Origin of the sequence: Methylosarcina fibrata AML-C10 (assembly GCF_000372865.1) — a bacterium.
Classification (GTDB): domain Bacteria; phylum Pseudomonadota; class Gammaproteobacteria; order Methylococcales; family Methylomonadaceae; genus Methylosarcina; species Methylosarcina fibrata.
The window spans coordinates 1,589,529-1,611,099 of record NZ_KB889965.1; the positions used below are offsets into that span (position 1 = coordinate 1,589,529).

Sequence of the window (21,571 nt, forward strand, 5' to 3'; positions counted from 1 at the left end):
TTACTAGGACATTTAATCTGATAATCGCTCGTTTTGTTAAGGCTTTAGCGTACCGCATCCGCATCGCCAAAGAATGGCATCACGCCACCCTGCCCCTAGACTTGCCGAGCTGACTCAAGGACTCGAACTACCCATGACCCAATCAGGCCGTTATCCGCTATTAGACACCCTCCATTACCCTGCCGATCTGCGCCGTCTCGGCAAGGAGCAGCTCAAGCCGCTGGCGAAGGAGCTGCGCGAGTACCTGACGCAGACCGTGAGCGTTTCCGGCGGCCATTTCTCGGCCGGTCTCGGTACCGTGGAATTGACCGTGGCCCTGCACTACGTGTTCGATACGCCCCAGGATCAGTTGGTCTGGGACGTCGGCCATCAGGCCTATCCGCACAAGATCCTCACCGGCCGCAAGGAACGGATGACCACGATCCGCACCCGCGGCGGCGTCGCCGCCTTCCCCTGCCGCAGTGAGAGCGAATACGACGCCTTCGGCGTCGGCCATTCCAGCACCTCGATCAGCGCCGCGTTGGGCATGGCGATTGCCGCCGAGCTCAAAGGCGAACAGCGGCAGATGGTGGCGATCATCGGCGACGGCAGCATCACCGGCGGCATGGCGTATGAAGCGATGAACCACGCCGGTTCCATCGACGCCAATCTCCTGGTGATCCTGAACGACAACGACATGTCGATCTCGCCCAACGTCGGCGCGATGAACAACTATCTGGCCAAGATCCTGTCCAGCCGCCTGTACGTCTCGGCCTGGGAGGAAAGCAAGAAGGTCCTAAGCCGCATGCCCAGCGTCTGGGAACTGGCCCGGCGCACCGAGGAGCACATGAAGGGCATGATCGTGCCCGGCACTTTGTTCGAGGAGCTCGGCTTCAATTACATCGGCCCGATCGACGGCCACGACCTGGACGCCCTGGTGCCGACGCTGGAGAATCTGAAAGCGATGTCCGGCCCGCGCTTCCTGCACGTCGTCACCCAGAAAGGCAAAGGCTATCCGCCGGCGGAAAAGGATCCTCTGGCCTATCACGGGGTGCCGGCGTTCGACCCGAGCCGGGACTGCCTGCCGAAAGCGGCGCCGTCGCCGCATCCGACCTACACCGAGGTGTTCGGCCGCTGGCTCTGCGACATGGCCGAGCAGGACCCCCGGCTGCTCGGCATCACCCCGGCGATGCGCGAAGGCTCGGGTCTGGTGGCCTTTTCCGAGCGCTATCCGAAGCGTTATTTCGACGTCGCCATCGCCGAACAGCACGCGGTGACGCTGGCCGCGGGCCAGGCCTGCCAGGGCGCCAAACCGGTGGTGGCGATTTACTCGACCTTTTTGCAGCGGGCGTACGATCAATTGATTCACGACGTCGCCTTGCAGAATCTGGACGTCCTGTTCGCGCTCGACCGCGCCGGTCTGGTCGGACCGGACGGGCCGACCCATGCCGGCAGTTTCGATTTCAGCTATCTGAGCTGCGTTCCCAACCTGCTGGTCATGGCCCCGGCCGACGAGAACGAATGCCGGCGGATGCTGACCACCGGCTTTCTTTACGAAGGGCCGGCGTCGGTGCGCTATCCGCGCGGCAAGGGACCGGGGGTGGCGGTCGAGCCGGGGTTGACGCCCTTGCCGATCGGCCAGGCCGAGGTGCGCCGGCAAGGCAGCCGCATCGCCGTGCTCGCCTGGGGCAGCATGGTCGCGCCGGCGGTGCAGGCGGGGCAGAGCCTCGGCGCCACGGTGGTCAACATGCGCTTCGTCAAGCCGCTCGACGAGGCGTTGATCCTGGAGCTGGCGAAAAGCCACGACGTGCTGGTGACGGTGGAAGAGAACGTCCTGGCCGGCGGCGCCGGCAGCGCGGTCAACACGCTGCTGCAAGCGCGGAAGGTGCTGATGCCGGTGCTCAACCTCGGGCTCCCGGACCATTTTGTCGAACAAGGCACCCGCGAAGAGCTCCTCGCCCTCTGCGGCCTCGACGCCCAAAGCATCACCGACCGCATCGCCGCGTTTTGCGCTTGAATCGGCTTGCTTTAACCGGAGCTTTCGTTTCTTATAAACCATCAGAAGCAGATGATAAACGCACTTTCCCCTTTACAAGAGAAAACTCTGGAACGTCTGAAAAGCAAAATCCGCGATATTCCGGATTTTCCGATACCCGGCATCATGTTCAAGGATATTACGCCGCTGGTCAAGGATCCGGCCACCTTGAAACTGGCAGTACATCAGTTAATGCAGCCTTTTCTGGGAAGCTCCATCACGGCCGTAGCAGGCATGGAAGCGCGGGGATTCATTTTCGGGTCCCTGGTGGCCTGGGAATTGGGACTTCCGTTTATCCCTCTCAGGAAACCCGGGAAATTGCCTTATGACGTTCAAAGCGTATCGTACGATCTGGAATACGGTTCGGCTTCACTGGAAGCCCATATCGATGCTTTTGAAGATGGGGACCGCGTGCTCTTGATCGATGACCTGCTGGCTACCGGAGGAACGGCAAGAGCCAGTTGCGAGTTGATCGAGAAACTGGGGGCAAAGGTGGCGGCCTGTGCGTTTGTCGTGGAACTGGATTTTTTACAGGGCCGCAGCAGACTTGAAGGATACGAAATCCATTCCCTGCTCCATTTTTAAGAGCAGGGACCGAAACTTTTTTTCGGAAGAGATTAATTTTTCCGGCTGTATTTCCTGCTCTTTTTGGTTTCTTGAGTTTCTTTTTGCACCTTCAACTTCTCCAGCTTCTCGCTGGCTTCGGCGAAGGATTTCGAAGCTTCTTCGAACGACGGGCTCATGCTACCGGACGAATTGGAAACTTTTGAAAAATGAGGCGCGTCGGCAGCACTGGCCGATTGTTCGGCGGGGGCAGCCTGGACCGGAACACCGGCCACAGCCGCTTCGTCTGCCGTCGTTGCTTTTTCTGTAGAAGAGGACTCAGTTACAGGCGTCTTTCCGGCGCCGTCAGAAACGGCCGTAGGTTTCGGGGCGACCTCTTTCCTCCTGGCGGCGGATTCGTCTCCGGCGGCATCGCCTTCGCTCAACTCGTCTTCGAATTCGGACAGATCGGACGAAGATTCAGCCTTGCCGTCGGACGCAAGACTGCTGCGCCATTGCAAAAACGATTCCCGCGTGAACACATAAGGATCCAGCGCCGCTTCATCGATAAATTTCAATGCCCCTTCGGCGCTGGCTCTGGAATTCAGCATGGAGACCAGTTGCACCGGCAAACCGACGTAAGTGGCCGGGTTCGCCGCCGTATCGAAGACGGAGCCGGGAATGCCCCGGGTAGTCGTCGGGCCAATGAAAGGCAACACCAGATACGAGCCTTGAGGCACGCCCCATACCGCCAGAGTCTGCTCGAAGTCTTCCTCGTTTTGCTCCCAGCCGACGTGTTTGGCCACGTCGAACAAACCGCCCAGGCCCACCGTGGTATTCATTAAGAAGCGTCCGCTGTCCTGGGCGCTCTGGGAGAATTTGGCCTGCAGCATGTCGTTGAGCACGACGTTGATGTTTTTCAGATTATTGAAGAAATTGAATATCCCTGTCTGCACAAACTGGGGCGTTACCCATTTGTAGGCATCGGAAATGGGCTCGGCAACGTAGTTATCGACTTTATCGTTAAAATAAAATACTTTCCTGTTGAAGTTTTCATAAGGATCAGCCTTGGCCGCTGCGGTGTCCGCCGTCTTTTCCGCTTCCTTTTCGCCGCCGCTCGTGGCACATCCGGCCAAAGCCATGCTCGCACTGATCACGAAAGCCGGAAAAAAGGAATGTCTTCTAGCGGAGCGCAAGCCGCTGAATGGTGTGCTCATTACTGTAAAACCTATTGTTTGGAATAATTGTCGATTTTTTCGTTAATCTTTTTAATTAAAGCGTCGAAGCCTTCCCGTTGCAAAATGGTGGTGTATTCCGATCTTTTCAAGGCCAGATCGCTGACGCCGTTTGCAATAATATTAATGATCCGCCAACTGTCGCCTTTCTCTTTCAGCATATAATCGAATTTTACCGGTTTGTCGTCGGGCACGTTCATCTTGGAATGCACGACCACGCCGCCTCTGGCGGTTTCCTTTTCGGAATCGAAAACGAAGGATTCTCCCCCATATTCCTTGAAATTATAGGCATACGAAGCGACGCTCAACCGGCTGAACACGTCCACCAGCTTGTCCTGTTGCTCCGAAGTAAGCTTTTCCCACTCCTTTCCCACCACGATACGGGCGATTTTTGGCAAATCATGGCTGTTGGAGACGGCATCATACAGCTTGTCATAACGTCCGGCAAATCCTAATTGTTTGCCGTTTTTCATGACGTCGATAAGCTGCTCCTGGAATTTTTCGACCACCGCCCTGGCGCTCTCCCCGGCCATGGCATGAGCCGAAAGAATGAGAAAAAAAATAAAATAACCTGCTGATTTTATTATATTATTGATCATGATGTGAAATCTCGTAGTTACACCGCCCGTCTGTTAGTTCTGATCCATCAGCCGCTTAAAGCCATAGAACCGCTTGCTTCGCTCCGGAAGATGAAAGACCCGGGACGCGCCTGTCGGAGGCGCGCTGCGCCCTTCAGAATACCGACGCCGATCGATACCCTGAACGCAAGTGCGCTTCCTGTCGCCAGCTCATCCCAATGAGAGTATTTTGACGGTAAATTGCGACACGAATCAAGTGGTTGTTGAGTTAAACCGCTGCTTGTCCCGGTCGAATCATTCGGCCATTTCGACCCGGATGGGTATCCCCGAAAAAGTCGGCGTCGGTCTTTCTTCCTTATAATAGGCAGGCGCCGGCTCCGGAATCATCTCGCCTTCCGTTTTAGGACCCCGAAGAGCAGTCATAATCCCTTTCAACGGATTTTTTAACATATCCTCAACGGCCGTGGCCTCATAGCCGCAATGAGCCATGCAGTTGGCGCATTTCGGATTATTGACGGTTCCGTATTTTTCCCAGGGCGTGGTGTCGAGCAGTTCCTGAAAACTGGAAGCATTCCCCTCATCGGCCAGCAAGTAGCAGGGCTTCTGCCAGCCGAAAATGTTGCGCGTGGGGTTCCCCCAAGGGGTGCAGTTATAGTTTTGATTACCGGCCAGAAAATCGAGATAAAGCGCGGAATGGTTCAATTTCCATTTGCGTTTTTTCCCGATTTTAAAAATACCCCGGAACAATTCCTTGACATCGCGGCCTTTGATGAAGACGTCCTGTTGCGGCGCTCTCTCATAGCTGAAACCGGGAGCAATGGTGACGCCCTCGACGCCCAATTCCATCGCATAATCCAGGAATTCGGCCACTTCCTCCGCTTTCTCTCCCTGAAAGAGGGTGCAGTTGATGGTCACCCGGAAGCCTTTGCCCAGCGCCAGTTTAATCGCTTCGACCGCGCGATCGAATACCCCTTCCTGGCAGACGGAGGCATCGTGCCTTTCGCGCATCCCATCGAGATGAATCGAAAACGTCAGATACGGCGACGGTTTGTAATCGTCGATTCTCTTTTTCAACAACAAGGCATTGGTGCAGAGATAGACGTACTTTTTACGCGCGATGAGACCCTCGACAATCCGGGGCATGTCCTTATGGATCAGAGGCTCTCCGCCCGGAATCGACACCATGGGCGCACCGCATTCATCGACCGCCTGCATGCACTCTTCGTAAGAAAGACGCTTGTCGAGAATTTCGTTCGGGTAATCTATTTTGCCGCAGCCGGCGCAGGCCAGATTGCAGCGAAACAAGGGCTCCAGCATCAAAACCAAAGGATATTTCTTAACTCCTTTAAGCTTTTGCTTTAATAAATAGGTACCAACAGTTAACTGTTGACGTAAAGGAACTCCCATGACCCAACCTCCGAAAAAATGAAAACGGCAGCCGCATTGCGTGGACTGCCTTAAAACTAGATTACCAGATAAAGTGTAGCTATAAAACAACAACAAGACAAGATTCACCGTATTACAACCACCGAACTTTTCAATTTTCCGCTCGGGCGCCCAACTCGTTAATCTCCCCTAATTTGTTGACTAGAATACTATCTTTCCAACAACATCTCCAGCTTTTTACGGTAACACCGCATTAATTTTTAACTCTCGCCCGTGGCCGACAGCCTATTGCTCAAATACAACATCTGCTTTTAAGCTACTGTTTTAATTCTTAAATGACACGACAGCTCGAAGCCAACTCAACAATATTGGCAACAAAACAACATTACTTTGCAAATTACCAACAAAAAGGCTATTATTGCCCGTAACGAATCTTTAGCTCGCACTTACCGGCGGGTGGACAGTATTAAGTATTATGAGCGAAACCCGAATCTCTCTGGATAATCCAAAATCACTCGGCAAATTGTCTGACGATGCGTTTCAGGCTTTGCTGCTGGAAGGGGTATCCAGAACCTTTGCCTTGACCATTCCCCAATTGCCGGCTTCTCTGTACAGCGCCGTCGCCAATGCCTATTTATTGTGCCGCATCGTCGACACCATCGAAGACGAAGTCTCTCTGACGCCCGAGCAAAAAAAATATTTCTGTTCCGAATTCATATCGATCGTAAAAACCGGAATCAACACCGAATCCTTTGCCGTGGAACTGGCGCCGCTTCTGTCCGGGCAGACTTCCCCGGCGGAGCATACGCTCATTCACGTATTGCCGCGCGTCATCGAAATCACTCACAAGTTTGATCCGGCTCAAATCGACGCGCTTGCCACTTGCGTTGAAACGATGGCGGCGGGCATGCCGATCTTTCAAGCGCAAAATCTTAACCACGGCCTTGCCACCCTCGCGGATCTGGATAAGTACTGTTACTACGTCGCAGGCTGCGTCGGAGAAATGCTGGCCAAGCTCTTTTGCCATTATTCTCCCGAAATCGATCGGCACCGGGACGAATTGTTGCGCCTGTCGGTTTCTTTCGGGCAAGGTCTGCAAATGACCAACATACTGAAAGACATCTGGGACGACGCCAAGCGCGGCGTCTGCTGGCTGCCGCAGGACATCTTCACGGAAACGGGATTCGATCTGAAAAATTTGACGCCGGAAACCAGCGATGCAAGCTTCAAAGCCGGTCTGGAACGCTTGATCGGCATCGCTCACGGCCATTTGCAAAATGCCCTGACCTATACGCAATTGATTCCCGGCCACGAAACGGGAATTCGCAATTTCTGCCTGTGGGCATTGGGCATGGCGGTTTTAACCTTAAGAAAGATCAAGAGAAATATGGATTTCAATCAATCCGATCAAGTCAAAATAACTCGGAACAGTGTGAAAGCCACCATTTTTGTAACCCGTTTGATAGGCCGCAGCAACTTCATGCTGGCTCTGCTGTTTAATTGGGCAGGACGGGAACTGAAAGCGCCCGGCTGGACCTATTCAACCCCAAACCCAAAAGCTCAGTGAAACTAATATAAGGAATCACTATGTTTACCGATGCAACGACCCAAACCAATACAACGGATCTGCCCGGCTCTTCGACGCCTATTCATTCCCATGCCTTCGATATCGATAATGCGATAAACCAGGCCAAGAATCGGTTATTAAGTCTTCAGGACCAGCAAGGTTTCTGGGTATTCGAACTGGAAGCGGACTGCACCATTCCGTCCGAATACGTCATGATGATGCATTATCTGGGTGAAATCGACGAGGCGCTGCAGGCCAAAATAGCCGTATACATCCGCTCTCGTCAATCCGAAGACGGCAGTTTTCCTTTGTTTACCGGAGGCCCCGGTGACATCAGTTGTAGCGTAAAAGCCTATTACGCATTAAAAATGGCCGGCGATTCTGTCGACGCCCCGCACATGACTCGCCTTAGGAAATGGATTCTGGCTCAGGGAGGAGCGGCCAAGGCCAACGTATTTACTCGAATTGCTCTGGCAATGTTCAAACAATTGCCGTGGCGAGGCGTTCCCTATATTCCTGTCGAAATCATGCTGCTGCCGAGCTGGTTTCCTTTTCATCTGGACAAGGTTTCCTACTGGTCCAGGACCGTGATGGTACCGCTGTTCATATTGTGCACCTTGAAGGCAACCGCTAAAAACCCGAATCAAGTCGACATTCTCGAACTGTTCACGGTCCATCCGGATCAGGAACGGCACTATTTTCCGGAAAGAACGCTGCTGAATAAATTCTTTTTGGGACTCGACAAGCTGGGCCGGGTCACTGAACCGTTGATTCCTGCGAAAATACGCGCTCGGGCGATCGAAAAAGCCAAAGCATGGTTTATCGAACGGCTGAACGGCGAAGACGGCCTGGGCGGCATTTTTCCGGCGATGGTAAATGCCTACGAAGCGATGCTGCTGACCGGCATGCCCAAGGATCATCCTCATGTCGTCATCTGCCGCAAAGCCATCGATAAGTTACTGGTGATCAACGAACACGACGCCTATTGCCAGCCCTGCCTGTCTCCGGTCTGGGATACCGGCCTGGCCGCTCTGGCTCTGCAGGAAGTTTACAAAGGCGAAAATTCATCCGCACTCACCAACAGCGAAGACCTGGCAAAGGCCTACGAATGGCTGCAAAGCAAACAGCTTATGGACGAACCGGGCGACTGGCAGGTCAAAAAACCCGGACTTCCAGGCGGCGGCTGGGCCTTCCAGTTCAATAATCCGCATTATCCGGACGTGGACGATACGGCGGTGGTCGCTTTCGCGATGGCCGACTCGAAACGGACCGGCCTTGACGAAGCCATTCACCGGGCAACGCGCTGGATAGCCGGCATGCAGTCCGAAAACGGCGGTTACGGCGCTTTCGATGCCGACAACACGTATTACTATCTCAACGAAATCCCGTTTGCCGATCACGGCGCCTTGCTGGATCCGCCGACCGCCGACGTGAGCGCGCGCTGCGCGATGCTGATGGCCAGACTAATCAAGGCACATGAAGAATATCTGCCGGCGCTGAAGCGCACGATCGACTATCTGCGCAGTGAGCAGGAAGCCGACGGTTCCTGGTTCGGCCGCTGGGGCACCAATTACATTTACGGAACCTGGTCCGTCTTGCTGGGCCTGGAGCAAACCGACCTGCCCAAAAACGATCCGATGTACGTCAAAGCGGCCGCCTGGCTGAAAAGCGTACAGCGCGAAGACGGCGGCTGGGGCGAAGACAATTTCAGCTACCACGATGCCGGCGTCCGCGGAAGATACCGGTTCAGTACGGCCTTTCAGACCGCATGGGCCGTTCTCGGTCTGATCGCCGCCGGAGAAGCGCACAGCCCCGAAGTCAAGGCGGGTATCGATTTCATCCTGCGTCATCAAAACCGGGACGGTTTCTGGAATGATAAATGCTTTACGGCGCCGGGATTTCCGAGGGTTTTCTATCTCAAATACCACGGTTACGACAAATATTTTCCGCTTTGGGCACTGGCGCGTTACCGCAACGAACTTAATAAAAAGTGATTACGGGAATCCTTGCCGCTTTGCCCGAAGAGCTCGCCACGCTGACTTCCAAAAAAATCGGCAAAGGGTCTGGCGTTTTTATCGGCGACACGGTACTGATCGCTTACTCGGGCGCCGGACCGGCCAATGCGGAGGCAACCGCCCGGCAACTGGTTGATCAGGGCGCAACCCGCCTGCTCAGTTGGGGTTGTGCCGCCGGGCTCGACGCTTCGCTAAAACCTGGCGATCTGTTGGTGCCGGATCGAATTGTCGACGCGGACCGTAACGAACTGGCCGTCGCTTCGGAATGGCGCACGGGATGCCTTCAGGCGCTACAGCGTTTGCCCGGCGCCCTTCCCCTCCGTATCCACGAGGGAGCGATCGCCGAAAGCCGCGACTTGATCAGTTCCAGCCGCGCCAAACAACAACTGCATACACGGACCGGAGCGGCGGCGCTCGACATGGAAAGCGCGGCCATCGCTCGAGTGGCAAGGCAATATCAAAGGGATTTTCTGGCGCTCAGGGCCGTTGCCGATCCGGCCGCGATGGATTTGCCGAAAGCCGTCGGTTATTCCCTCGACGACCAGGGCGAAGTCCGGCTGGACAGATTGATGGGTTTTCTACTTTTCCACCCTCTCGAATTACCGGGCTTGATCCGATTGGGACTTCACTTTAACCAAGCCAGGATCACTTTAAGAAGAGTCGCCGGCCAACTTCAATCGCTTACCGGTGTCGGCGAGCTGACGGCGATCGAAACCGTTTAAATCTTTACTATTGAATTTTATATCTTTATGTCTTTTAGTATCGCCGAACTTTTCGAACAACACAGCACTGATAAATTCGATCTTCACGAACAGTTTCTCAACAACCAGATGGTCCGCGTATTAAAGACCATAGGTTACGACCGGCATTACCGGAAGGCGAACGGCCAATACCTGTACGACGAAAAAGGCGCGGAATACCTGGATTTGTTGAGCGGTTTCGGCGTCTTTGCGATCGGCCGCAACCATCCGACGGTCATCAACGCCTTAAAGGAAACGCTGACTCTGGAGCTGCCGAACCTGGTGCAACTGGACGTGTCCGTACTCAGCGGCTTGCTCGCCCAGGAAATTCTGAAGACCACTCCGGACAATCTGGACAAGATGTTTTTCTGCAATTCGGGGACCGAATCGGTGGAAGCTGCGATCAAATTTGCCCGCTTCACCACCAAACGCGAAAAGATCGTCTTTTGCGAGCACGCTTACCACGGCTTGACCATGGGCGCCTTGTCGCTGAACGGAGAACCCATATTCCGCGAAGGCTTCGGCCCGTTACTGCCCGGTTGTTATTCGATTCCTTTCAATGACGCCGAGGCTCTGGAACAGGCTCTAAGGGACAAGGACGTGGCCGCGTTCATCGTGGAGCCGATCCAGGGCAAGGGCGTTAACGTACCCGACGACAATTATCTGCCGGAAGTCGAACGGATCTGCAAAAAATACGGTACGCTGTTCGTCGCCGACGAAGTTCAGACCGGCCTCGGACGCACCGGCAAATTCTGGGCGATCGAACACTGGAACGTCCGCCCCGACATGATCTGCATGGCGAAGGCCTTGTCCGGCGGCTTTGTTCCCGTCGGCGCCGTGGCGATGACGCAAAAAATCATGGACAGCGTCTACAACCGCATGGATCGGGCGGTGGTGCACGGTTCGACTTTTTCCAAAAACAACATGGCCATGGCGGCCGGACTGGCCACGCTGCACGTGATGCAGGAGGAAAATCTGGTGGACAACAGCGCCAAGCTGGGCACGGACATCATCGACAGCCTGAACGCGCTGTCCGAACAATACGAATTTCTCAAGGAAGCCCGCGGCAAGGGCATGATGATCGCCATCGAGTTCCATTCGCCGAAAAGCCTCAAATTGAAAGCCGCCTGGGCGATGCTGGAAGCAGCCAATAAAGGCTTGTTCTGCCAGATGATCACGATCCCCTTGTTCAAGGAGCACCGGATCCTGGCCCAGGTCGCAGGGCACGGCATGAACGTGGTCAAGCTGTTGCCGCCGCTGAACCTGAATCCAAAAGATCGCGACACCATCGTGGCCGCCTTCGACAAGACCATTGCCGACACTCACCAGATTCCGGGCTCGATCTGGGACCTCGGAAAAAATCTCGCCAGCCATGCCTTAAAAGGCAAAAAAGGATAAACATTATGAAACAATTGTTCCGGTTCGGTTTATTGTGGCTCACTCTGACTCAGATTCCTCATGCGCTGGCTCATGCCGTAGTGACCGATTATTCTTTAAAAATCAAGCCGATTCGCGCGCTGCAGAAAGACACCGTGGAACTGATGTTCAATTCGAAAATCGAACTGGGCCTGTCCCAGGTATTTCTGGTGCGCAAAGGCGACGTTCACGAAACGCTTCCGATCAGCAAAGGCGCGCGCCAGGGTCAGATGATCATTGCCGTGCCGCCGTTGGAAGCCGGCGACTACGCCATCAAGCTCAAAGTCTTCGCTGCGGACGGTCATCTGACCGAAGACGTCATTCATTTTTCTGTCTCTCAATAGGTTTCACTAATGGCCGGCATTGCTGACTTTCTGGATTCCCTAATCGGCGGATTCGATCTTATCTGTTTCGCCCTGACCATCGGCGCCTTGCTGTGGGGATGGTTCATCTTGCGCCCCTGGCAGGCGCAAGGCCGCTATAACGCGGCCTTGATGGAAAAAACGACGACCCTGTTATACAAAGGCGCTTTTTATCTGGTGGGCGCCCAGATTTTTAAAATTATTCTTAAAGTCTGGTTGATGGCCGCCGTGCTGGACCGCTGGCCTTTTCCCGAGTTTGCCCAAACCACGCAATTTATCGGCGGCCTGGTGCGCGCCCTGTTAACGCTGGTATTGGCAAGCTATTGTTACCTCGTCTTGAGCAAACATCCTTACTCGCAACGGCACTGGCTGACCGCCCTGCTGCTCGCTGTTCCCATGATCGTCTCCGGCGCCTGGCTGGTGCACGCGGCCGGCCGTTTCGACGACAGAGTCTTTTTGATGTCGCTGACCGTCATTCACCAGCTCGGCGCCGCCGCCTGGATAGGCGGCGTGTTTCAACTGGTCAATCTGTGGCTGCTCACCTATCGAAAGCAAATTCAAGCCGACTTGTGGCCATCGCTGCTCAAACGGTTTTCTTTATTCGGAATGGCTTCGGTGGGTCTCATTCTGATCTCGGGCACTCCCATTGCCCTGCAATACATCGATACCTGGAACGGACTGGTCGGCACCGGCTACGGCAACTTGCTGATGGTAAAAATCGTTCTGCTTAGTCTCGCCCTGAGTCTGGCCTGGCTGAACCGCTCCGCCGTTCTCGAATTCGGTTTGTCGGGCAATCCGCTTCGGCTGACCCGCAGCGTGCCTTATTATATCGAAGCGGAAACGTTCGTTCTGATCACCCTGTTGTTTACCGCCGCCAGTCTGGCTTCCCAGCCTCCGGCGATCGACATTCCCAACCTGACGGCAAGCTGGCAGGAAGTACTCGAGACGTTCAAACCCGCCATGCCGAGGACGACCTCGCCTACCCATACGGATCTAATCGCCGGCGAACCGGGCCGGGTGGCGATCATCGGTCAGGTTCCGTCGGTCGCAGCGACGGAATGGTCCAATTACAACCATAACATAGCGGGCATCTTTTTAACGGTAATGAGTTTTTTTGCCATGCTGTCTTACATGAAATCGCCGTCTCCCGCTCTGAATCGCTTTTTTACCGCCATCAAGTTCTGGCCCCTGGGTTTCGTGCTGCTGGGAATCTTTTTATTTTTCCGGAGCGATGCCGAGACCTGGCCTTTGGGTCCGATCGGATTCTGGGAAAGCACTTTTAACAACGGCGAAGTGCTGCAACACCGAATTGCCACGTTACTGGTGTTCGTGCTGGGCGTGATCGAACTGAGAGCCCGCATGAAAGGCAACCAAAACACCACGTTGCCATTGATTTTTCCGGTACTGGCCGCCTTCGGGGGGTTAATGCTGCTGACTCACTCCCATGTCGGCTTTCAACCCAAAAGCGCTTTTCTGATCCAGGTCGGGCATACCGCCATGGGCGTTTTTGCGCTGGTTTTAGCGTGCGGCCGCTGGCTCGAATTGAAACTGGACAAGCCCGGCAAGGAAATTGCCGGGTTTATCTCAGTGGCGGCCCTATTCCAAATGGGACTCATCCTGATGTTCTATCGTGAACCTCTCTACTGAATATGAAAGCACCAAGCAAATACCCTTTACTAGACACCCTCCATTACCCTGCCGATCTGCGCCGTCTCGGCAAGGAGCAGCTCAAGCCGCTGGCGAAGGAGCTGCGCGAGTACCTGACGCAGACCGTGAGCGTTTCCGGCGGCCATTTCTCGGCCGGTCTCGGTACCGTGGAATTGACCGTGGCCCTGCACTACGTGTTCGATACGCCCCAGGATCAGTTGGTCTGGGACGTCGGCCATCAGGCCTATCCGCACAAGATCCTCACCGGCCGCAAGGAACGGATGACCACGATCCGCACCCGCGGCGGCGTCGCCGCCTTCCCCTGCCGCAGTGAGAGCGAATACGACGCCTTCGGCGTCGGCCATTCCAGCACCTCGATCAGCGCCGCGTTGGGCATGGCGATTGCCGCCGAGCTCAAAGGCGAACAGCGGCAGATGGTGGCGATCATCGGCGACGGCAGCATCACCGGCGGCATGGCGTATGAAGCGATGAACCACGCCGGCGCGATCGACGCCAATCTCCTGGTGATCCTGAACGACAACGACATGTCGATTTCGCCCAACGTCGGCGCGATGAACAACTATCTGGCCAAGATCCTGTCCAGCCGCCTGTACGTCTCGGCCTGGGAGGAAAGCAAGAAGGTCCTAAGCCGCATGCCCAGCGTCTGGGAACTGGCCCGGCGCACCGAGGAGCACATGAAGGGCATGATCGTGCCCGGCACTTTGTTCGAGGAGCTCGGCTTCAATTACATCGGCCCGATCGACGGCCACGACCTGGACGCCCTGGTGCCGACGCTGGAGAATCTGAAAGCGATGTCCGGCCCGCGCTTCCTGCACGTCGTCACCCAGAAAGGCAAAGGCTATCCGCCGGCGGAAAAGGATCCTCTGGCCTATCACGGGGTGCCGGCGTTCGACCCGAGCCGGGACTGCCTGCCGAAAGCGGCGCCGTCGCCGCATCCGACCTACACCGAGGTGTTCGGCCGCTGGCTCTGCGACATGGCCGAGCAGGACCCCCGGCTGCTCGGCATCACCCCGGCGATGCGCGAAGGCTCGGGTCTGGTGGCCTTTTCCGAGCGCTATCCGAAGCGTTATTTCGACGTCGCCATCGCCGAACAGCACGCGGTGACGCTGGCCGCGGGCCAGGCCTGCCAGGGCGCCAAACCGGTGGTGGCGATTTACTCGACCTTTTTGCAGCGGGCGTACGATCAATTGATTCACGACGTCGCCTTGCAGAATCTGGACGTCCTGTTCGCGCTCGACCGCGCCGGTCTGGTCGGACCGGACGGGCCGACCCATGCCGGCAGTTTCGATTTCAGCTATCTGAGCTGCGTTCCCAACCTGCTGGTCATGGCCCCGGCCGACGAGAACGAATGCCGGCGGATGCTGACCACCGGCTTTCTTTACGAAGGGCCGGCGTCGGTGCGCTATCCGCGCGGCAAGGGACCGGGGGTGGCGGTCGAGCCGGGGTTGACGCCCTTGCCGATCGGCCAGGCCGAGGTCCGCCGGCAAGGCAGCCGCATCGCCGTGCTCGCCTGGGGCAGCATGGTCGCACCGGCCTTGCAGGCGGGGCAGAATCTGGGCGCAACGGTAGTCAACATGCGCTTCGTCAAGCCGCTCGACGAAGCGTTGATCCTGGAGCTGGCGAAAAGCCACGACGTGCTGGTGACGGTGGAAGAGAACGTCCTGGCCGGCGGCGCCGGCAGCGCGGTCAACACGCTGCTGCAAGCGCGGAAGGTGCTGATGCCGGTGCTCAACCTCGGGCTCCCGGACCATTTTGTCGAACAAGGCACCCGCGAAGAGCTCCTCGCCCTCTGCGGCCTCGACGCCCAAAGCATCACCGACCGCATCGCCGCGTTTTGCGCTTGAATCTAGAAATGGAGGGCGGAGGCAGAATATTTGCCTCGTTCGCCCTGCTCCAACCTTTTCTGAATCCGGTTGCAGCAGGCAGAATTAAGGCTGAACCGATCCGTTCAGCCTTAAAATAAAAACGAGCAGGCCGCCTTAGGCGCTCACCTGAGCGATCCAGTCCTGGAGATTGTAATAATTGGTGATGCGCGCCACCTTGTTATCGCGCACTTCGAAAAACGCCCCCGCCGGCAAGCGATATTTTTGGCCTTGAGCGACCGGCAATCCCTCGTCCGTTTTAAGATATTCACCCAATACGACAAACTCGGCGGCGGCGCGAGTGCCGTCGGGAGTCGCCATGACGACCATGTCGACCAGTTGTTCCTTGTAGTTGTAATTCATGCAAGCCATGAATTGAGCAAACGCTTCCTTGCCGATTTCCCGTTTGCCTTGATTGATGTCGTGGATGACGTCGTCGGTCAGAAGAGTCATAAAGGTCTCCATGTCGCCTTTGTTGAACGCCTCGTAATATTTTTGTATCAGGTTGATGGTGTCTTGGTTCATAGTGATTCCATAGTGAGTTAAATGACGCCTATTTTATAGTAAAATGGATTTTCGCCTTGATTATTTTCCGCTTCTTTCCAAAATGGCCGGGAATCGCCGCCGTCGGCAAATTACAGAGCCGATAATTTTCAGAAAAGGAACACGTGCCCTTTTTCGATTTCCGCCAAAACCTTAGCCGCCCCGGAAGGGCTTTAGAAATACCGCAGATGCTTCGAATCACCGAATTAAAACTCCCGCTCGATCACGACGACCGCCAATTGCAAGCCGAAATCCTGAAACGGCTGGGCATCGGCGCGGAGGAGCTGATCACTTACACGATCTTCAGGCAGGGCTACGATGCGCGTCGGCGCGACGCCATCAAGCTGATTTATACGCTCGACGTCGAACTGAAAAACGAGCGCGCGGTGCTTTCCCGTCTGCACAAAGACAGCCAGATCTCGATCGCTCCGGACACCGCCTACCGTTTTGTCGCCCAGGCCCCGAAAGAACTGACGACCCGTCCCGTCGTCATCGGTACCGGCCCCTGCGGATTATTTGCCGGGCTGATCCTGGCCCAGATGGGTTTCCGTCCGATCCTGCTGGAACGCGGCAAGGCGGTGCGCGAACGCACCAAAGACACCTTCGGGCTGTGGCGCAAACGGGAATTCAATCCGGAATCCAACGTCCAATTCGGCGAAGGCGGCGCGGGCACGTTTTCGGACGGCAAGCTGCATACCCAGATCAAGGATCCCCATCATTACGGCCGCAAGGTATTGACCGAGTTCGTCAAGGCCGGAGCGCCGCCCGAAATTCTGTATGTGAGCAAACCGCACATCGGTACTTTCAGGCTGGTATCGATGGTCGAGCAAATGCGCGCGACGATCGAGTCCCTGGGCGGAGACATCCGTTTCGGGAGCCGGGTCGAAAAAATCGACATCGACCACCATATGGTGCGCGGCGTCATTCTGGCCAACAGCGACCGAATTCCCGCCAGCCACGTCGTACTCGCCGTCGGGCACAGCGCGCGCGACACCTTTAAAATGCTCTACGACAGCGGCGTGTATATCGAAGCGAAGCCTTTTTCGGTCGGGTTTCGCATCGAGCATCCGCAATCTTTGATCGACCACTGCCGGTTCGGCAAATACGCAGGCCACCCGTTGCTGGGCGCCGCCGACTACAAGCTCGTGCATCATTGCAAAAACGGACGCTCGGTCTACAGTTTCTGCATGTGCCCCGGCGGTACCGTGGTCGCCGCGACCTCGGAAGCGGAGCATGTCGTCACTAACGGAATGAGCCAATATTCGCGCAACGAACGCAACGCCAACAGCGGCATCGTGGTCGGCATTACGCCGGAAGATTATCCGGATCATCCTTTGGCCGGCATCGATTTTCAGCGGCGCCTGGAAGCAAGAGCGTTTGAACTGGGCGGCGGCAACTACGATGCTCCGGGTCAACTGGTCGGCGATTTTCTTGCCGGCCGCGCATCGGTCCGTTTCGGCACGGTACTGCCCTCGTATACCCCGGGCGTGCATTTATGCGACCTCGGCACCGCCCTGCCCGACTATGCGATTGCAGCGATACGCGAAGCCTTGCCGGCGTTCGATAAAAAAATCCCCGGCTTTGCGATGGCGGACGCGGTCCTGACCGGCGTCGAAACCCGCACGTCTTCACCGGTGCGCATCAAGCGCAACGAAGAATTTCAGAGCTTGAACACGCGCGGTCTGTATCCGGCCGGTGAAGGGGCGGGTTATGCCGGCGGCATCATGTCGGCCGCGATTGACGGCATTCAGGTCGCCGAAGCGGTGGCGCTGGACATCGTCCGGAAGATTCAACAATAGCGGCGGTACAGAGTTCACCGTTGGCAAGCTCTTCCCCGAAGCCGTTATTTGGAGCGCTTGCTGGTATTGAACACGTAAGAAGAAACGACTCCGCGCGGATCGAACTTGATCACAAGGTCTTCGGTGCTGCCTTCGCCGAACAGACTGTAACGATAATGCCCGTAGGTCCAGGTTTTCATGCCGTTATCGAGACCGGTGCGCCAGGGAGTACCGAAAGTCGTATAAATGTCGTTCTGCGTGGTTTCTCCTATTTTGATGGTGGAAACCTGACCTGCCGGAAACTCATGTCCGACCGAAGCGCATCCCGTCAACAATACGGGAACGGACAGCACCAGAGCGCCCAGCGTATTTCGAAAGGATCGGTGCGAGTAAGGTTGAGATAAAATCAGAGCTTTCATGGGTTTGTTCATTTCCAGATATAGAAAATAATAAAGCGAAAAATTGGCCAATTATAGAGCAATTTCGACAATTTGCCCGATCTTGACTGGCATTCGCGTCCTGTTCAAATTAAAATACACACTATCGTGCAGAAATGAAAATTTATCAATTTGAACTATTCTTACGATAACATGGCGTTTTATAAGGCGCTATCGGCGCCGGCCCTGCCCGATCCAATCGGACGGCGCTACTCAAGATGTTATTCGCTATTAATCTAATTTCTGATTTCATCCCCGTGCATACCGAACTATTCAACTGGCGGACTTAATGACTGACTATAAACTAACGCACCTAAAACAGCTGGAAGCTGAAAGTATTCATATCATCCGAGAAGTTGCCGCCGAATTCGAGCGGCCGGTGATGCTGTATTCGATCGGCAAGGATTCGGCGGTCATGCTGCATTTGGCGATGAAGGCGTTCTTTCCCGGTAAGCCGCCCTTTCCGCTGCTGCACGTCGACACGACCTGGAAATTCCGGGAAATGATCGAATTCAGGGACAGACTGACCCGGGATCTGGGCCTGGAGCTGTTGGTCTACATCAATCAGGACGGCGTCGCCCAGGGCATCGGCCCGTTTACCCACGGCAGCAAGAAACACACGGACGTGATGAAAACCGACGCGCTCAAGCAGGCCCTGAACCAATATCAATTCGACGCGGCCTTCGGCGGCGCCCGGCGCGACGAAGAAAAATCCCGGGCCAAGGAGCGGGTCTATTCGTTCCGCGACAAGAACCACCGCTGGGATCCGAAAAACCAGCGTCCCGAGCTGTGGAACATTTACAACGGCAAGATCGACAAGGGCGAAAGCATCCGCGTGTTCCCGCTGTCGAACTGGACCGAGCTGGACATCTGGCAGTACATCCATCTGGAAAAAATCCCGATCGTGCCGCTGTATTTCGCCAAAGAGCGGCCGGTGGTCGACAAGGACGGCATGCTGATCATGGTCGACGACGAGCGCATGCCGATCGGCCCCGAAGACAAGATCGAAATGAAACGGGTGCGTTTTCGCACGCTGGGCTGCTACCCGTTGACCGGCGCCGTCGAATCGAACGCGACCACGCTGCCTGAAATCATCCAGGAGATGCTCTTGACTACCACCTCGGAACGCCAGGGCCGCCTGATCGATCACGACCAGGCCGGGTCGATGGAACAGAAAAAGCGGGAAGGCTATTTTTAAGCCCGGTTTCAGCCTGCGCTCCGGTCCGCCCCCAGGACCGGCGATTCGACCGACGATATTGCACCCTTACAGGAATTCGAAGAAAGACTATGTCCCATCAATCCGATCTCATCAGCACCGACATCAACGCCTATCTGGCTCAGCACGAACGNAAGGAANTGCTGCGNTTTCTGACCTGCGGCAACGTCGACGACGGCAAAAGCACGCTCATCGGCCGTCTTCTGCACGACTCCAAAATGATCTACGAAGATCAACTGGCCGCGGTGCAAGCCGACAGCGTCAAGTCCGGCACCACCGGCGCCGGCAAGATCGACCTGGCGCTGCTGGTCGACGGCCTGCAGGCGGAGCGGGAACAAGGCATCACCATCGACGTCGCCTACCGCTACTTCTCCACGTCCACGCGGAAGTTCATCATCGCCGATACCCCGGGGCACGAACAATACACCCGCAACATGGCCACCGGCGCCTCCACCTGCGACCTGGCGATCATTCTGATCGACGCCCGTTACGGCGTGCAAACCCAGACCAAGCGGCACAGCTTCATCGCTTCCTTGCTCGGCATCCGGCACATCATCGTCGCGGTCAACAAAATGGATCTGGTCGATTACAGCGAAGCCACGTTCAACCGGATCAAAGAGGACTACCTCGCCTTCACCCGGGCATTGTCCCTGCACGACGTCCGTTTCATTCCGATTTCGGCGCTGGACGGCGACAACGTCGTCCATCCGAGCGCGCACATGCCCTGGTTCACCAGCGAGCCGTTAATGGACGCATTGAACCACGTCCAGATCGCCAACGATTACAATTTCACCGACGCCCGCTTTCCGGTGCAGTACGTCAACCGTCCCAACCTGAACTTCCGGGGCTTCTGCGGCACCGTCGCCGCCGGCGTATTCCGCCAAGGCGACCGGATCACCGCGCTGCCTTCCGGTAAAAGCAGCACGATCAAATCGATCGTCACCTACGACGGCGAGCTGNCACAAGCCTTTCCGCCGATGGCCGTGACCCTGACCCTGGAAGATGAAATCGACATCAGCCGCGGCGATATGATCGTCGGCGCCGACACGACCCCGGCCGTCGTCGCGGACAAATTCAACGCCCACATCGTCTGGATGAACGAGAAGGCGCTCGCCCCCGGCCGCCAGTACACGCTGAAACTGGCCAGCCGCAGCGTGTCCGGTTCCGTTTCGCTGATCCACCACCGGATCGACGTCAATACGCTCGAGCATCACGACGCCAACGAACTGAAACTCAACGAGATCGGCTACTGCACCGTGTCGGTGAATGCCCCGGTCGTGTTCGATCCGTACCGGGCCAGCCGCGGCACCGGCTCGTTCATCGTCATCGACCGCCTCAGCAACGGCACCGTCGGCGCCGGCATGATCGTCGGCGCCACCGGCGACGAAGCGCTCCAACCCGTCAGCACCGAAGAACGCGCAGCACGCTTCAGCCAGAAAGCGGCGGCGGTCGCCTTCATCGGCCAGAACAGCAAGGACGTGGCCTACCGGATCGAAAGAAAACTGTTCGACAACGGACACGCCGCCACCGTACTGGAAGCTCAAAATCCGATGCTGGTCGACGCCATCAAAAACGCCGGCCTGATCGGTTTGTGCGTCAACGGCAGCCAGGAGTCGTCTGATGTGGTGTTCGATGCGGATAAAGTCCCGCTCGACGACATCTATGCCGAGTTGAAAAACCGGAAAATCATTTACTGATACCGTACCGGTATTTGCGAAAGCTTGTTTTGGGCAGCCACTACCCCCCAAAACAAGCCGACGAACGACGCGGGTTTGCCGTCTCCCGCCATCTTGACTGTCACCCTTGCCGATCCGGAAAAATTTGGCCGTTGGCTTCAAGCCAACGGTGCAGCCAATAGCCGGGATCGGCCATGACTTCCGCCTCACTCTCGGAGGCAATTCCTTGCGCGTCTTTCCACTCAATCTCCGTCAAGGAATCGAGTGGCTCCTTTTTCTTTAGCGAAAGGGCTGTATTTTCGATCAAGGCATTCACCCCTCCCGCAGGATTAGATGACTTTGAATGCCATTAACGCCGCTTCCCGATCCCTCCTTCCGCAACGTATACGCAGGACTCCAGGCCCGGCAGTACGTCCGATTTTTCAAGCCATGACCCTTCATCGTAAATTGCGGCTAACAGAACCAACAGTCTCTGCATGCTTTTCTTCACCGCCCTTAACTTACAATTAAGAAACTCGTGACACACTATAATCGC

At 56.1% G+C, this 21,571-nt stretch carries 18 protein-coding genes; 12 read left to right on the forward strand and 6 right to left on the reverse strand.

From position 1 onward, the window contains the following. The first annotated feature begins 133 nt into the window (after positions 1-133). Both dxs (A3OW_RS0107610) and A3OW_RS0107615 read left to right on the forward strand, forming a co-directional pair. Entirely contained in the window at positions 134-1,996 is a 1,863-nt protein-coding gene (gene dxs, locus A3OW_RS0107610) for a 1-deoxy-D-xylulose-5-phosphate synthase (protein WP_020562834.1), read from the forward strand. An 87-nt stretch (positions 1,997-2,083) separates the two neighbouring features. Beyond that, the gene (locus tag A3OW_RS0107615; protein ID WP_026223406.1) at positions 2,084-2,599 is read left to right on the forward strand and encodes an adenine phosphoribosyltransferase; all 516 of its coding nucleotides are present in this window, start codon (positions 2,084-2,086) and stop codon (positions 2,597-2,599) included. A gap of 32 nt (positions 2,600-2,631) precedes the next feature. Here the strand turns inward: A3OW_RS0107615 and A3OW_RS0107620 are convergent, their stop codons facing one another. From A3OW_RS0107620 to hpnH, 3 genes are all read right to left on the reverse strand, one after another. Continuing rightward, positions 2,632-3,774 (reverse strand): MlaA family lipoprotein, encoded by a 1,143-nt coding sequence (locus A3OW_RS0107620; protein WP_026223407.1) that lies wholly within the window; start codon positions 3,772-3,774, stop codon positions 2,632-2,634. A gap of 11 nt (positions 3,775-3,785) precedes the next feature. Next, positions 3,786-4,391 (reverse strand): ABC transporter substrate-binding protein, encoded by a 606-nt coding sequence (locus tag A3OW_RS0107625; RefSeq protein WP_020562837.1) that lies wholly within the window; start codon positions 4,389-4,391, stop codon positions 3,786-3,788. Positions 4,392-4,664: 273 nt separating this feature from the next. Continuing rightward, complete coding sequence (gene hpnH, locus A3OW_RS0107630) at positions 4,665-5,777, reverse strand: adenosyl-hopene transferase HpnH (RefSeq protein WP_026223408.1); 1,113 nt, start codon at positions 5,775-5,777, stop codon at positions 4,665-4,667. 454 nt (positions 5,778-6,231) lie between these two features. Between hpnH and A3OW_RS0107635 the strand changes: the two genes are divergently transcribed. Genes A3OW_RS0107635 through dxs (A3OW_RS0107665) form a run of 7 tightly spaced genes read left to right on the forward strand, consistent with a single transcriptional unit; the run spans position 6,232 to position 15,368 of the window. Beyond that, positions 6,232-7,323, forward strand: coding sequence for a phytoene/squalene synthase family protein (locus A3OW_RS0107635; protein WP_020562839.1), 1,092 nt, complete (start codon positions 6,232-6,234; stop codon positions 7,321-7,323). A 20-nt stretch (positions 7,324-7,343) separates the two neighbouring features. Beyond that, a complete protein-coding gene (gene shc / locus A3OW_RS0107640; RefSeq protein ID WP_020562840.1) occupies positions 7,344-9,317 on the forward strand; it encodes a squalene--hopene cyclase in 1,974 nt (657 codons plus the stop codon). Then, complete coding sequence (locus A3OW_RS0107645; RefSeq protein WP_020562841.1) at positions 9,314-10,060, forward strand: phosphorylase family protein; 747 nt, start codon at positions 9,314-9,316, stop codon at positions 10,058-10,060. Before shc ends, A3OW_RS0107645 begins: the two co-directional genes overlap by 4 nt. 27 nt (positions 10,061-10,087) lie before the next feature. Next, positions 10,088-11,476, forward strand: coding sequence for an aspartate aminotransferase family protein (locus A3OW_RS0107650; RefSeq protein ID WP_020562842.1), 1,389 nt, complete (start codon positions 10,088-10,090; stop codon positions 11,474-11,476). A gap of 5 nt (positions 11,477-11,481) precedes the next feature. Further along, the gene (locus A3OW_RS0107655) at positions 11,482-11,838 is read left to right on the forward strand and encodes a copper resistance CopC family protein (RefSeq protein WP_020562843.1); all 357 of its coding nucleotides are present in this window, start codon (positions 11,482-11,484) and stop codon (positions 11,836-11,838) included. Positions 11,839-11,847: 9 nt separating this feature from the next. Further along, on the forward strand, positions 11,848-13,503 hold the full coding sequence (locus A3OW_RS0107660; RefSeq protein WP_020562844.1) for a copper resistance D family protein: 1,656 nt from the start codon (positions 11,848-11,850) through the stop codon (positions 13,501-13,503). A gap of 2 nt (positions 13,504-13,505) precedes the next feature. Next, complete coding sequence (gene dxs, locus A3OW_RS0107665; protein ID WP_020562845.1) at positions 13,506-15,368, forward strand: 1-deoxy-D-xylulose-5-phosphate synthase; 1,863 nt, start codon at positions 13,506-13,508, stop codon at positions 15,366-15,368. 135 nt (positions 15,369-15,503) lie between these two features. Here dxs (A3OW_RS0107665) and A3OW_RS0107670 read toward each other — a convergent pair whose 3' ends face one another. Then, on the reverse strand, positions 15,504-15,911 hold the full coding sequence (locus A3OW_RS0107670) for a ketosteroid isomerase-related protein (RefSeq protein ID WP_020562846.1): 408 nt from the start codon (positions 15,909-15,911) through the stop codon (positions 15,504-15,506). Positions 15,912-16,117: 206 nt separating this feature from the next. Here A3OW_RS0107670 and A3OW_RS0107675 point away from each other — a divergent pair, with 206 nt between their 5' ends. Further along, a complete protein-coding gene (locus A3OW_RS0107675) occupies positions 16,118-17,728 on the forward strand; it encodes an NAD(P)/FAD-dependent oxidoreductase (RefSeq protein ID WP_020562847.1) in 1,611 nt (536 codons plus the stop codon). A 44-nt stretch (positions 17,729-17,772) separates the two neighbouring features. Here A3OW_RS0107675 and A3OW_RS0107680 read toward each other — a convergent pair whose 3' ends face one another. Further along, the gene (locus A3OW_RS0107680; RefSeq protein WP_033412252.1) at positions 17,773-18,126 is read right to left on the reverse strand and encodes a hypothetical protein; all 354 of its coding nucleotides are present in this window, start codon (positions 18,124-18,126) and stop codon (positions 17,773-17,775) included. A 307-nt stretch (positions 18,127-18,433) separates the two neighbouring features. Here A3OW_RS0107680 and cysD point away from each other — a divergent pair, with 307 nt between their 5' ends. Both cysD and cysN read left to right on the forward strand, forming a co-directional pair. Beyond that, positions 18,434-19,342 carry a sulfate adenylyltransferase subunit CysD gene (cysD, locus tag A3OW_RS0107685; protein ID WP_020562849.1) on the forward strand — a complete coding sequence of 303 codons (909 nt, stop codon included), beginning with the start codon at positions 18,434-18,436 and terminating at the stop codon, positions 19,340-19,342. Positions 19,343-19,431: 89 nt separating this feature from the next. Beyond that, positions 19,432-21,057, forward strand: coding sequence for a sulfate adenylyltransferase subunit CysN (cysN, locus tag A3OW_RS0107690; RefSeq protein WP_020562850.1), 1,626 nt, complete (start codon positions 19,432-19,434; stop codon positions 21,055-21,057). A 100-nt stretch (positions 21,058-21,157) separates the two neighbouring features. Here cysN and A3OW_RS0107700 read toward each other — a convergent pair whose 3' ends face one another. After that, the gene (locus A3OW_RS0107700; protein ID WP_157385828.1) at positions 21,158-21,343 is read right to left on the reverse strand and encodes a hypothetical protein; all 186 of its coding nucleotides are present in this window, start codon (positions 21,341-21,343) and stop codon (positions 21,158-21,160) included. Positions 21,344-21,571 lie beyond the last annotated feature (228 nt).